At 49.2% G+C, this 13,457-nt stretch carries 11 protein-coding genes; 3 read left to right on the plus strand and 8 right to left on the minus strand.

Going from position 1 to position 13,457, the window contains the following annotated elements:
• Position 1 precedes the first annotated feature (1 nt).
• Positions 2 to 1,207, plus strand: a complete 1,206-nt coding sequence (gene hmpA / locus B9N86_RS18915; protein ID WP_208914691.1) for an NO-inducible flavohemoprotein — start codon at positions 2 to 4, stop codon at positions 1,205 to 1,207.
• 6 nt (positions 1,208 to 1,213) lie between these two features.
• On the opposite strand, the gene B9N86_RS18920 is transcribed toward hmpA, so the two are convergent.
• Positions 1,214 to 1,606, minus strand: coding sequence for a VOC family protein (locus tag B9N86_RS18920; protein ID WP_208914692.1), 393 nt, complete (start codon positions 1,604 to 1,606; stop codon positions 1,214 to 1,216).
• A gap of 22 nt (positions 1,607 to 1,628) precedes the next feature.
• Positions 1,629 to 2,129, minus strand: a complete 501-nt coding sequence (locus B9N86_RS18925; protein ID WP_208914693.1) for a Crp/Fnr family transcriptional regulator — start codon at positions 2,127 to 2,129, stop codon at positions 1,629 to 1,631.
• A 184-nt stretch (positions 2,130 to 2,313) separates the two neighbouring features.
• Between B9N86_RS18925 and B9N86_RS18930 the strand changes: the two genes are divergently transcribed.
• Positions 2,314 to 2,700, plus strand: a complete 387-nt coding sequence (locus B9N86_RS18930; protein WP_208914694.1) for a YhjD family protein — start codon at positions 2,314 to 2,316, stop codon at positions 2,698 to 2,700.
• A 31-nt stretch (positions 2,701 to 2,731) separates the two neighbouring features.
• The gene (locus B9N86_RS18935) at positions 2,732 to 4,882 is read left to right on the plus strand and encodes a YhgE/Pip domain-containing protein (RefSeq protein WP_208920533.1); all 2,151 of its coding nucleotides are present in this window, start codon (positions 2,732 to 2,734) and stop codon (positions 4,880 to 4,882) included.
• 126 nt (positions 4,883 to 5,008) lie between these two features.
• Here B9N86_RS18935 and B9N86_RS18940 read toward each other — a convergent pair whose 3' ends face one another.
• From B9N86_RS18940 to B9N86_RS18965, 6 genes are all read right to left on the minus strand, one after another.
• A complete protein-coding gene (locus tag B9N86_RS18940; protein ID WP_244562753.1) occupies positions 5,009 to 5,914 on the minus strand; it encodes a hypothetical protein in 906 nt (301 codons plus the stop codon).
• Positions 5,915 to 5,933: 19 nt separating this feature from the next.
• On the minus strand, positions 5,934 to 7,295 hold the full coding sequence (locus B9N86_RS18945; protein ID WP_208914695.1) for a nucleotide sugar dehydrogenase: 1,362 nt from the start codon (positions 7,293 to 7,295) through the stop codon (positions 5,934 to 5,936).
• Between the two features lie 62 nt (positions 7,296 to 7,357).
• Positions 7,358 to 8,158: a response regulator transcription factor gene (locus B9N86_RS18950; RefSeq protein ID WP_208914696.1), complete on the minus strand. Its 801-nt coding sequence runs from the start codon at positions 8,156 to 8,158 to the stop codon at positions 7,358 to 7,360.
• A gap of 55 nt (positions 8,159 to 8,213) precedes the next feature.
• Positions 8,214 to 9,602 carry a glycosyltransferase family 2 protein gene (locus B9N86_RS18955; RefSeq protein ID WP_244562754.1) on the minus strand — a complete coding sequence of 463 codons (1,389 nt, stop codon included), beginning with the start codon at positions 9,600 to 9,602 and terminating at the stop codon, positions 8,214 to 8,216.
• A 22-nt stretch (positions 9,603 to 9,624) separates the two neighbouring features.
• Positions 9,625 to 10,818, minus strand: coding sequence for a HEAT repeat domain-containing protein (locus B9N86_RS18960; protein WP_208914697.1), 1,194 nt, complete (start codon positions 10,816 to 10,818; stop codon positions 9,625 to 9,627).
• Between the two features lie 28 nt (positions 10,819 to 10,846).
• Positions 10,847 to 13,102 carry a hypothetical protein gene (locus B9N86_RS18965; protein WP_208914698.1) on the minus strand — a complete coding sequence of 752 codons (2,256 nt, stop codon included), beginning with the start codon at positions 13,100 to 13,102 and terminating at the stop codon, positions 10,847 to 10,849.
• Between the last annotated feature and the right edge of the window lie 355 nt (positions 13,103 to 13,457).

The following is a 13,457-nucleotide window of genomic DNA, read 5'->3' on the forward strand; positions in this document are numbered from 1 at the left end:
CATGTTAGACCCACATACCATTGAAATCATCAAGTCCACAGTTCCCGTTCTGGAAGTCCATGGGAAGGCAATTACCACCGTTTTTTACCAAAAACTATTTCGACATCATCCTGAGCTCTTAAATATTTTTAACCATGCAAACCAGCGTCAAGGCAAACAGCCAACCGCCCTTGCGGGTGCTGTCTATGCTGCCGCCGCCAATATCGACCGTCTGGAAAATATACTGCCTGTCGTCAAGCAAATCGGAGAAAAGCACCGCGCCTTGAACATCCTTCCAGAGCATTATCCAATCGTTGGTGAAACACTGCTCGCCGCCATCAAAGACGTACTTGGTGATGCTGCCACACCCGAGATTATGGATGCATGGGGTAAGGCCTACCAGATTATAGCCGACGTGTTTATTAGTGTGGAAGCAGATATGTACAACACTGCTGAAGCTGCGCCGGGCGGGTGGAGAGGCTACCGGAACTTCATCATCGACCGTAAAGTGGAAGAAAGCCGTGTCATCACTTCCTTCTACTTAAAACCCGAAGACGGGCAAGCAATTTCCCAGTATGAACCAGGACAGTATATTACATTGCGGGTGAAGCCTGAAGGCGAGCAATATACGCATATCCGGCACTATACCCTTTCTGCAGCCCCGGGACAACCTTATTACAAAATCAGTGTCAAGCGTGAAGACGCCGCAGAAGACAAACCTGCCGGAATCGTATCGAGCTGGCTTCACAGCCATGCTGAGCCCGGCACAGTAGTGGAGCTTAGCGCACCTGCCGGGTCCTTTACGCTGGATCAGACCGATGAACATCCCCTTGTGCTCATTAGCGGAGGCGTTGGTCTAACTCCAATGGTAAGTATGCTTGAAGCAGTCCTTTCTACTCAGCCACAACGCCCTGTAACCTATATTCATTCCGCTATTGACGGCAGCCATCATGCCATGAAGGAACATGTCGAAAAACTGGCCTCCACCCATAAACAGTTGAACTCCTATGTTATCTACGAACGTCCACTGGAGGGAGAAGCCTGCCATAAAACGGGATACATCGATCTTTCCTTCCTTCGCGACACGGTCGATCCGATGTCCGATTGCTATTTCTGCGGACCCGTGCCATTTATGTCTTCGGTACAGCAGAATCTCAAGGCTCTCGGACTGCCAGACGAACGGATTCATTATGAATTTTTCGGCCCTGCAGCATCTTTGGAAGCTTAAACTGGCCTATTCGTGGTCCGGTGCCACAAGCTCTACCTTGATCCGATCAGGATCTTCGAAAAACACGGCATAATGGCCTGGACCACCAGCATTGGGATACTTGTCCTCATACAGGACAGCTATCCCTTTTCTTTTTAATTCTGACGCCATATCATCCACCTGCTGACGGGATGTTGCATGAAATGCCAGATGATTCAGGCCCGTTCTGCGCCGATGGTAAGGATGGGAAAGAAAACGTTCCTCTGTCTGCACAAATACAAGATAGGTAGCTCCTTGTTTCCAGCTAATGCCGCTGTCCCACTCCTGATATGGATGATAGCCCAGTTCTGTAAGTAGCCACCCCCAAAACTCCCGACTCCGATTCAAATCACTTATATTTATCTCCACATGATGCAGCAAGAAACATTCCTCCTGATTTTTCTTAATGCTGTCCTCTTAACAGCCGATTCACGGTCTCACGCCGCACCCCGATCAACTGACCGATCTCTTCCTGTGTAAGCAGTTCGGTCAGATGCAATCCTTGTGAATAATCATCGAGCCATTTAATCAACAGCTCCAGCCGCTCAGCGGGAGTGCCTACCGTCAGGTGATCCAGGCGCTGCTGCATGAACCTCACCTTCTCTTGTAAAAGTCTTGCCACTTCCAGCGGCCTGTCTGGGTTCTCCTTCAACTCGCGGTACCATTCTTTTGCCGAGATGATCTCGATTTCGCTGCGGATGACCGCTGTGGCTGTACCATGTGTTTCCTTTGGGCTGATGAGTGAGTGATGCGGAACTGTCTCACCCGGATACAAAATGTTGAACAGCACGATATTCCCGTTCTCATGCAGCCTTGTTACCTTAAACAATCCGCTTTTGATGTGATATAAAAATTCACCGCTATCCCCTTGATGGAACAAAACTTCCCCTTTGTGCAAAATCACTAATATCACTCCCTGCTATCTGAATCAGATCCCTCTGCATGCCGCAAGCGGACACATATTTGTCATTATAACAAAAAGAAGACGAGTTCCGGCCCCAAAATTTTTTTGGCTTGCCAGAGTTATAAACGTCGTTTAACATGAGTAATGTATAAGAACATGTGTTTCTATATTGTAAGGAAGTGACATGATGAAAAGCCCCCTCCTCCCTCCAGTTCCGACGGAAGAAGATGATCTGCTTGTCAGATCCTATGTGGTACACGGCATTATGCTGAAAATGCTGAGACGGGACATCGATACCCTTCATACACTTTCCCTGAAAATGCCCACACTTTATATCCGTAGCCTCGGCCTCATTGAAAAGGAAACCTCCAGAAATCTCTGGTCTGTCCGCCAAAGGCTTCGCGTTCACGGTATCCGGATCTCGGAAGAAACTCGTAAATCTGGAGGAATTGAAGCCGTGTTTATGTGCCGTGGCTATCACCGGACTCTATGGTTATCATGGGAACTTATCCAGAAAGAAGCCATGAACAGGCTTCATCGGTATTCAGGTTCAAATTTGGCGGCATACTAGCCTAAACGGACTTGAAAGAGAGGGATGTGTCATTCGGAATATGATCCGTATCTACCTCACCGACCTCAAAAACATAACGACAAATTGGGCTACCGCCATATTGATTATAGGTCTCGCCGTGCTGCCTTCGCTCTACGCCTGGTTTAATATTGCATCCTCATGGGATCCATACAGCCAAACCTCCGGTTTATCCATCTCGGTAGCCAATTTGGATGCAGGTACGACGCTTCACGGCACGCCGATCAACGCAGGGCAAGAAATTATACGTTCACTCCAGAACAACCACAGTCTGGGGTGGCGGTTTACAGATCAAGAATCGGCTATAAAAGGTGTACAACACGGTGATGATTATGCCGCCATTGTTATTCCTGAGGATTTCTCGGCACGGATCGGCACCGTACTTACGGACGAACCGGTAAAAGCGGAAATTCTATATTATACGAACGAAAAAATAAATGCAGTCGCTCCAAAGGTCACAGCTAAAGGAGCGTCCAGCATTGTTGAAGAGGTCAGCAAAAATTTTATTAAAACAGCTGACGGGACTATCTTCCAAATGTTCAATGAACTTGGGATCGAGCTGGAAAATGAACTCCCAACGATTAAAAAGGTTGAGAGTTTAGTGTTTCGCATCGAGAATCATTTTCCAGAGCTAAACAGGGCCTTGGAAACCGCCATAACGGATATGCAAACCGCCAGCAAACTGGTCGCCCAATCAAAAAAGACACTGCCAGTGCTGGAGGAGATGGGCCGCAGCGGTCAGGAGGCGGCAGGGGCTCTTGCCGGATTTGCCAAACAGGCATCCGAAGCGTCCGTGTCGCTTGAGCCGCGTGTAAAGCAGGACCTTGCTGTTCTGAATGAAGCTGCAACCTCCGTTCAGCAGGCAATAGCCCTCGCAGAGCAGTCCGGGATTTCTCCTGAGGAAGCTCAGGCTCGCTTGAAAGAGGTTGGGACACGCGCCGGGGAAGCCGCAATAGTGGCGAAACGGCTGTCCGAATTGTTCCAACAGCTGGATTCAGCTATACCGGGCACCGGCGCGGCCGCTGCGGGCGCCGATCTAAAACGTATCAGCGAGCGATGGGCTTCGCTTCAAGAAGGAATTCAGGCCGCCATTACGGCCATAGGAGAAGATGGTGAAGCTGGAGCAGATCAGCTCACTAGATTAAAGCAGCTGGCAGATGATGCAGCCAAATTGTCAGGTAGGCTGCTAAGTCGCTATGATAGCGAGATCGGCCCCCGGATTTCTGCAGGTCTGGAACGGGCGGGGAAGACAGCTCAGACTGTCCAAACCGAGCTAAACCAGGCTTTAAAGGCACTCCCTGATGTAAACCAAATTCTCCAGCATGCAGAAACCGGCCTTGCCGCAGGTGGAAAAGAAGCAATTGCCGTACAGAACCGTCTTCCAGAAGCCGAGCAGCAAATTTCCAAACTCGCAGACGGGTTCCGCAAGCTGGAGCAAGAAGGGGAGCTCGGGGAGATTATCAGTTTGCTCAAGAACAATTTCGAGAAGGAAAGCCAATTCTTTGCGGAGCCGGTGGTACTTAAAGAAAACCGGTTGTACCCGATTCCGAACTACGGCTCAGCCATGTCTCCCTTTTTCACGACCTTATCACTGTGGGTCGGGGCACTACTACTCGTTTCACTGCTAAGCGTGGAGGTGCATCATGAAGAGGCTGCGTTCGGAAGCACAGCAGTATATTTTGGCCGCTTTCTCACCTTCTTGTCCATCGCAGTCTGTCAGGCGCTGTTCGTCACGCTCGGTGACCTGTTTCTTCTGGGAACCTATGTCGTTAATCCCACCTGGTTTGTGTTGTTTGCTGTTGTAATCAGCTCGGTATTCATGCTGATCGTATACACGCTCGTATCCGTCTTCGGCAATGTAGGCAAGGCGATGGCGATCGTATTGCTTGTGCTTCAGCTGGCAGGCGCGGGAGGAACGTTCCCCATTCAGATGACTCCCGCCTTCTTTCAGGCTCTTCATCCCTTCCTTCCCTTTACCTATGCCATCAGCATGATGCGCGAAGCGGTCGGGGGCATTTTGTGGGACATTGTATATCGCGACTTACTCATCCTGCTCGTCTTTGCGGTCGCGGCACTCGCCATCGGTATCGGACTGAAGAAACCTATAAACCGCGCGGGGAACCGTCTGGTGCGGAAAGCCAGAGAATCAAGGCTAATTCATTGATCCCGCTGAGAACCATTTACTTCATCTAAGCGCTACTCAGAAAAATAACAGCCGTTCCCCATCTGTATCGGGAAACGGCTGTTTACCATAAAGTGTCTGCTTTTCACTCTGAATCCTGTTCATCCATTATCGATTGTCGTTCTCGTTCGTCATAGCAGTTGTTTTGCGGTGCCATGCCTGATAATGATGAACAGCAAGGCCGGCAAAAGACGGATGTTCCGTCCCTAATGCAGCCGCACGGTGCGCTTCGTTCTTCATCACCTTTGCACTTTTACCGTGGAAAGTTAGATGATCTCCTTCTTTCGTATCTGTCAGTTCCATACCGATCCAAACGGATTTGCCCAGCTCATCCGCCTGCTCCAGCTCTTCGCGGGACAATTCATACATCTTCTCCCCATCGTCCCGGTAAGACATGACCGCAACAGCATCACTCTGTTCCAGCATCCAACGGCTGAAATTGCCTGAACCTTCAGGCCCTGGTATCGAATCCAGCCAAAAAGGAACCGCAGCGCTAATCTCCAGCCCCTGGCGTCTTGCTTCCTGCACCCATGACTCCATATTCCTGCTCCATTCCCTGACGACCTGCTCCTGTTCACGTTCCCAGCGTCTTAAGACATAGGGCTCAACATCCAGCTGAACACCTTGAAAGCGTTCCTCCGGCTTCGACTCCATATTATATTCTTCAAGCCAGGACATTAATTTCCCCCCTTCTTCACGCTGATCAGCATACGCCCAGTCAGGTGCCCCGCCCAAGGCATGTACAGCAATATTCGCCTCATGTGCAGAACGGACAAATCGGCGGTAATCTTCCGTAGGCACACTCTCTTGAATTTGCAGAAAAATGGTAGTGACTCCTTCTCTTCCGCTGAAATCCAGAATCTCTTCAGATTCACTGCGAATGATAGCAGCGTCCCACAGCCATGTCGCTTTATCTTGTTTCACAGGTGCTGATGGAAGAAGAAAGAGGAGCAGCAAAAGACAGATGATCACGGCGGTGATGTAAAACTTGGCTTTTGCGGATAAACGCCTCATTCCTCTCCTCCATTCCAGTTCAAATTAGCATCGCTTCGCCCGGCTCCGGAACATGCTGAACCGAGTGGCCGATTTTATATATATGTGGCTGGGCATACGTGTTAAACGCGTTGCGGGTGTCAAGAATAGGCACACCCATAGAAGCGATAAGACTGTAATCGAAACTGTTGTGATTCGTAATTAACACCATGCAGTCATACTTGCGGAACTTTTTTATATCATAATCGACGCTATTGACCGTTTCGCCGTTTTTGTCCACGAAGCTGCGAGCATGCGGATCGTAATAGTCAACGTTAGCCCCGTTCTCTTTAAACTGCTCGTAAACCTCAAGCCCAGGTGATTCCCGCAGATCGCTAATATCCGGCTTGTACGCCATACCGAGCAGCAGAATATTCGAGCGTTTAATAGATTTGGCATATTCATTCAGAATGGTAGCCGTCTTGTTAATCACATAGTAAGGCATATTGTCATTGGTCGACTGGGCCAACTCGATAAACTTGCTGTAGAAGCGGAATCCCTTCGCCTTCCAGGACAAGTACATCGGGTCCAGCGGGATGCAGTGCCCCCCAATGCCGGGCCCAGGATAGAACGGCATAAAGCCAAACGGCTTCGTGGCTGCAGCATCAATGACTTCCCAAACATCGATACCCATTCGATCGCACATCATCGCCATCTCGTTAACAAAAGCGATGTTGACGCTCCGGAATGTATTTTCCAGTAACTTGGACATTTCGGCAACCTTCGGCGAGCTGACGGGCACAACCGTATCCACGTATTCTTTGTACAGGGCTGCTCCCAGCTTCAGACATGCTTCCGTCGTTCCGCCAATCACCTTAGGCGTGTTCCGGGTGTTAAAGCGACTGTTCGACGGATCGACACGCTCCGGGGAGAAACAGAGAAAAAAATCTTTACCGGCCGTGTAGCCAAGGGCTTCAATCTCCGACTGGATCAATTCCTCCGTTGTACCCGGATACGTTGTGCTCTCCAGCGTTATTAGCAGTCGCGGCTTCATGAAACGCTTGAGCTGCTCTACTACCATGGTGATATATGAAGTGTCCGGGTCCTGATTCTCGCTCAGAGGAGTCGGCACACAGATGCTGATCGCATCAATGACAGCAATCATGCTGTAATCCGTTGTAGGTTTGAATCGCCCTGTCTGCATGCAAGCAGCCAGTTCTTCGGACGAGATATCGGAAATATAGGAATCTCCCCGATAGATCCGGTCAATTTTGTCAGGGTCAAGATCGATACCTACTACCGTAAAGCCCTGCTTAACCATTTCCACGGCCAGGGGAAGTCCCACATAACCGAGTCCCACTACCCCCAGAACAGCTTTCTTGCTTTCAATCGCGTTTAACAAAGTTTCGTATTCCTCGTTCACAAACATCTACCTCCATCGGTGTATAGTCTTAAGAAGCTCCAAAAACGTGCTATTTCAATTGTTTAGTGAAGGCATCGGCGGATACGGGCATCCAGCTCTACCGGTGAGAACGGCTTGGTCACATAATCGTCCACCCCGTTCTGGAAGCATTGGCTAATCGTCTGCTCTACACGCTTCTCGGTCAGCACGACAATTTTAGGCGGTGCCTTCACATCAAGCTGCTGAATATGATAAATGAACGGAAGACCATCAATGCCATACAGATTTAGCTCGGTCAGTACCAAGTCAGGCTCCCACTTCGGAATAAGCTCCAGCGCCTCCAGTCCATCGACTGCTTCCAAAGTTTCGTAACCCTGCATAGCCAGACGAATTTGCAAAAATTCACGCACCGTCGCGTCATTATCCACAATCAGAATCCGGTTCGTATCCGCACCCGCCTCATCTTCGGTAAAGATATGAATGTCTGGAGAGGTGCTGAGGCGGGCGGACTCCGCCATCTGCTTCAGCACTTGCGGCGGAGGGGCATCGGACATAGCCGCGAGTGTGATCCGGGGATCATAATTCTCGTTCATCTCCAGCAAAAGCTGCTTGAGCAGCAGCGCCTGGTAATGGGCTGCATCCAGCGTCATACCCGGCAGGATGACTGCCAACGTCTTCGTGACAGGATCCTTCCGGACCTCGCCATGTAAGCCGGACAACGGATTAAAGAAACCTTTCACCTGGCCTTCAAGACCAGGTGATTCACCAGCGCAGTATAAGAATAGGAGGGCACACGTCCCGCTTGGGTCTTTCCGTACTTCTTGTTCCAAAATACTGTACAGATCCGTACCTTGCTCTCTTTGCATTGTTGCCGTTTGAGACATGATCAAATCCACCTTTCTCACTTTGAATTATGATAAAATCAATCGGGCCCGGAAGTCAGGCGGCCTTTTTCTCATCTTTCCAGCTCTGCCGGGTCATCGTTCCCCAGGAGTTATTGTTCTGAAGGTATTGAATATGTCCCTGCACTCTCCACAAGACGCCAAGTTGGTGATATCCGACAAACTTGAGCGCCGAGAAGAGAAGCATTTTCACAAGATCAGACAGCTTGTTGTATCGGCGGAAGGCCATCTCCTCCAATATGAGCGCCCCCACACTAAGCAGGTAACCACTCAAAAGGTTCACCAATCCGAACACCACAAGAATCTGCCAATTGGTCATATCCAGCAAAACATATCCTATCAGAGCCAGCAGGCCCGTGATTCTAATGTAAGGGTTTAATGCTTCGAAAATAACGTTGTAAGGCATGGTCATCATGCCCATCGTCTTGTACTTGGGGTTGAATACCATGTCCCGGTTCTCGATCATGTTCTTCAGATTCCCCCGGCCCCAGCGCTTTCGTTGGTTGGACAAAATATGATAGCTGTCCGGTGCCTGCGTCCAACAGACCGCCTCGGGGCAAAACGCGATCCGGTAACGGATTTTGTTCTCCAGCATATAGCGGTGCAGTTTGATAATAATGTTCATATCCTCTCCGGGATATCCACCACGGTATCCGCCAACGGCAATGACATAATCCTTACGGAACAGACCGAAAGCTCCAGAAACAATAATAAGTCCGTTAATATGACTCCATCCAATCCTCCCGCCAAGGAACGCCTTCAAATACTCAATAGATTGGAACATCGGCCACATCCGGCGCGGCAGCGAAACGTTCTTAACCGCTCCATTCTCGATGACACAACCATTGGCAATGCGTACATCCCCGCCAACAGCGACAGTTTCCTCCGGATTTTCCATGTACATCCGTGCCATGCGGATTAGCGCATCCTTCTCCAGCAAAGAGTCAGCATCAATGGAGGAAATAAGAGGATAACGGGACATGTTAATGCCCGCATTCAGCGAATCCGCTTTACCCCCATTTTCCTTATCGATAACGAACAGATGTGGATACTGCTCGTTATAGTAAACGCCTCGGACCTTTTTCGTATTAATCGTCCCTCGAAACTCAGGATTCGAGATACGTTGAAGGCCATATTCCTTGATGAGCACATCCAGTGTTTCGTCGGAAGACCCGTCGTTAATCACAATGACCTCATACGTCGGATAGTTAAGTGTCATAAGACAGCGGACGTTCTCAATAATGGTCAGTTCCTCATTGTAGGACGGAACGAGCAAGGATACCGATGGAACCAGCTCCGAGCCCGACAGCGTATTGTATTTGGAAAACGATGCCCGCCTGAAAATACTTCCGATATTCATGAAAGAAAACAATAATATTGCAAAATAGAGCACATTGACGATCATGACATAATAAATAGCTACCATACCGTATGTGAGCAGGATGTCTCTAAGCAGTGTAATCCCCTCCTACTCTTGCCACTTGTACGGTCCGCTTGTTCGGCTGAACACCGAAATAACTTTCGTAAAGCAGCTTTTTTTTGTTAAATGCAACCATTTGGTCGACCGCCTCGTGATCACTTTCTTTCGCCATAATCCGTTCAATCCGGTTGAGTGCCGTTTCCCGCGCCGCACCGGTCCTGGTTAATGCAGCTTGGCAAAGTACATCAAAGCCTTGCTCTCCTAATAACGACAAACTTTCCGCACTATTATTCCGGACATGCCAGTTCTCATCCTGAAGCGCAGCGGACAACAGCGGTATGCTACCTGCCGCATGAAGCGGACCGAGTGCTTTAGCGGCTGCCGCGCGCACCTCCCACTCACCGTCATTCATAAGCTGGGCGATCGTCTCGTCCTTCAACACCGGATTTGAGCTGAGATACAGTTTAACCGCCTCAGCACGAACATCCTTCTGCTCGGATCCGACCAGCCGGTCGAGTGCGGGAACGACCGCAGGCACCGCCTGTCCCCACATGGCAACCAGAGCTACTTTAACCAGACCTGGATTCGGATCATCCAGTAGCTTGCGCATCAGACCAGCTGAATCCAAACGGGTTTCGAGCAAAATATCGGCTGCCATATGGTGAATCGGCTTCTCATAAGATAAAAGCTTCGACAGCATAGCGCGGATTTGATCCGGCCGGTCTGCACTCTTGGCAATAGCCCGGGAAATAATAATGGTCGAGGGACCATACTTGGTTCGGTCCAGCAGCACTTCGAGTGCTGGAACCGCCTCCTCAGCCCTCATGCCACCCAGACGGTAAGCCGCCTCAATTCGTCGACCGTAACGGAAGCTTCCAAGTGCACGGATTTCAAGTTCAACGAAACCGGCCTCTTTGCACAACCCGATCAGTTTGGTCTGCGCTTCTCCCTTGAACTGCTCGATCCATTCCATAAATTTATCTTGTATAACCCGGCGTTCCAGCGCTTTGAGGTTCCCTGGCGGAAGCTCAAGCGAAACATCATCATGCAGATGAGCCTGCACGTACATGAAATAATCACGGTGTTTCTTTTGGTATAACTCTGACTGCTTTTGTTCGGCATTATGCTTTATTTTCATTTGGAACAACAGGATTATGCCGAGTGCGATCAGGCCCAGACAAACATAAATGAACATATAAGCCAAGGCTAAATTTGAAAACATATCCGATGGTTCCTCCTTTTTTTGTTAACTATTTGCTGTCCCGGATATCAGGCACTCCGGTAAAAAACTCCTTCATCGCATAATAGCTCTTCTTCAAACGTTCGCTGTACTTGACCGTTTCCCACGGTTCCCATGTATACGGAGCGGTGCTCTGCAGGCTAATTACTTCACCTACTGTACTGTTATTGTCCACATTTCCAACCTCTGTTCGGTCTACAATCCACGGTACCAGACGTATACCTCCGGCTGTCGCCGTCTTGAATGTTCTTCGATCCTCTATCGCGCTATAGTCAATGACCTGTAGAGAACTTGGATCCGCGAAGCCGAGTAGCATCCATGGAATACGTATTTCAACGACATTGCCTTCGTACTGCCAGGTGGCAAGCGAGCTGAAATCCTGCGCTTCGGGATTCGTGGAGCCGCGCTTTAGAAATCCGACCGTCTCATCAACAAATGGATGCGCAAAGCGCGTATCCGGCGGATTCATCATGAGGCTAATACCCAGTTTCCAGGAATTAAACGGCACAGGATTTCCGGCCGGATTGTTTCCTTGGTCAGCCTCCTCTTCATCCTCAGGAAGCATCCAGTATCCTTCCTTGCCATAGAGGCGTTTGTGGAAGTCATAGGAAGGGGCGATCTTGACCTGTGATTCACTGTCTTTTCCTAGCCCAATAAGCGTCTCTAGACCACCGCCTTCCAATGTTCGGCCTGCCAATTCTTTCAGCGGCTGCTCGCCGCCTTCTATCGTATCCGCCCCGATGTAGAGCTTAGATTTCTTCGGATCAAATTCCTGATCAAGCTCCATACCAATGTACAGATAAGCCTCATCATGAGTCAGCTGCATTGCTTTCACACCGGAAGCCTTACCTTCCCAGTGTTTCACCTCTCCTTCCGGCAACTTGTCCCAATCTGACAAATTTCCGTCCATGGTTAGTAGCTCCTCCTTGCCAGGCAGCATGGCAAGGACGCCGAACATCTTTTCGTTCGTCAGCACATTCAGCCAGTAAGCCCGCCTATCTGCAGGGATTTCGAACGGCATCGTATTCCAAGTCTTCTTGAACCATTCATCCTGCCACATAAAAAGGATAGCTCCCGAATAACCTTCATCATAAATATCATTGGTTAAGGAAACGTTGATCTCTCCCTGCTCCTGTTCATCATGTCCACCCTGATCTCGGCCGCCCGGTCCGTGATGGGATATTCCCATGGAAGACGGTACACCGTATTCAGTGACCATAATCGGCATATCCGTATATTCCGCCTTTAATTTCCGCAGATAGGCTTTATAGGTGTTATAACCTCCCTTTCCGTCGGAAATCGTTCGCAGACTTTTGTCAGTCCGGAAAAAATCGGGATAATACGGATAAACGTGATAGGAAGCAAAATAACCTGCGTCCCAATCCACCGGCTTGATATGCCGTGCATCTACAGACACCATGTCTTCTTCGAACAGTGGCTCTCCCGGATGCTCAAGCACATCTGTCGTAACCCAGTTCGTAAAGGTAATCGGATGCTGCCATCCGTATTTCTGCTCTTCTGCAGCTGTGTAGTCAAGCAAGCCCGCAAGCCAATTCTCAAACGGACTCGCTTCTGCAGTAGCAGAGAAATAGGTCCCTTCAAGACGTGAGACATCCTTATGTTTATCATTCGTATTTTTGACCATGGCCGGATCCCATTCTGTACCTACATGCCACGCCATCAAATATTTCCCGGCATTTGTTGTGTATTTACCGCTTGAAGCACCATGCTTTGCATCCACCGTCACATCCCCGTACACAGCAGCTACCGCTTTGGCGATCTCCTCCTTGAACATCTGATGAATATTGTCCGCATATGCATCTTGCTGTTCGATAAGCTGCTCTTCGGGGGACCATATGCCCTGCATGAAGTAAAGCGGATCCTCACCTTTATCCCGGTTATATTTCACGATTGCTGAGTAAAAAACCGGGTTGTGTACGGTATAAAGCCGTATTACATTCGCCCCCATCTCATCAATCTGTTTAAACCAGCGAAGATAATCCTCCTCGGTTGCGGGCAGCTCGCCTGGAAAGTGACCCGGAACCGTTGCTCCCAGATTGACGCCTTTTACAAACATTTCGTTCCATTTTTCATTTTCACCGTATAGAAGAAAGCCTGTACCCTCTGTTTTGAATTTCAATTTTGTCCCATCTGTATCCGCGAAGGTTTTTAATGACGGCCGAAAAAATCCAAAAATGGCGGCGGCACCACAGAGCAGTACGACGATCAATACTCCTAACAGTACCCATCGTTTTGTTTTGCTCATTGCCTTATCAACTCACCTTCTTCTTGTTCTTAATATGCTCGGTCTAGTTTGCCGTGCTTTTCGGCAGTAGCTATACAGGCCATTCTAAGTCTGGTATAGCCTTGAGCGCTATGCACCTGATTTACCAACTTTTCATATCAGTATAATAGTCATAAGGATGTAACAGGGTAACAGGCTTGTCTCTGCCAGACCAAGTCCCTCTCTCAGGCAGCGGAAGAGGAATAAACAGCATCACTTTCTCCTCGTTCTCACATCATCAATTAATGGCCGGTCTCCCACATACCACGCATAAAGACGATAAGAATTCCACTGTAAACCACGAGAGAGAAACCAGGCTATTTTCAGAAAATTTTCT

Source organism: Paenibacillus uliginis N3/975, assembly GCF_900177425.1.
GTDB lineage: Bacteria > Bacillota > Bacilli > Paenibacillales > Paenibacillaceae > Paenibacillus_AQ > Paenibacillus_AQ uliginis.

Bases quoted from the DNA above. Each gene is read 5' to 3' on its own strand.
- hmpA (WP_208914691.1), top strand. From the start codon at position 2: ATGTTAGACCCACATACCATTGAAATCATCAAGTCCACAGTTCCCGTT.
- B9N86_RS18930 (WP_208914694.1), top strand. From the start codon at position 2,314: ATGATGAAAAGCCCCCTCCTCCCTCCAGTTCCGACGGAAGAAGATGAT.
- B9N86_RS18940 (WP_244562753.1), bottom strand. From the start codon at position 5,914: ATGAGGCGTTTATCCGCAAAAGCCAAGTTTTACATCACCGCCGTGATC.
- B9N86_RS18950 (WP_208914696.1), bottom strand. From the start codon at position 8,158: ATGTCTCAAACGGCAACAATGCAAAGAGAGCAAGGTACGGATCTGTAC.
- B9N86_RS18955 (WP_244562754.1), bottom strand. From the start codon at position 9,602: ATGGTAGCTATTTATTATGTCATGATCGTCAATGTGCTCTATTTTGCA.
- B9N86_RS18960 (WP_208914697.1), bottom strand. From the start codon at position 10,818: ATGTTTTCAAATTTAGCCTTGGCTTATATGTTCATTTATGTTTGTCTG.
- B9N86_RS18965 (WP_208914698.1), bottom strand. From the start codon at position 13,102: ATGAGCAAAACAAAACGATGGGTACTGTTAGGAGTATTGATCGTCGTA.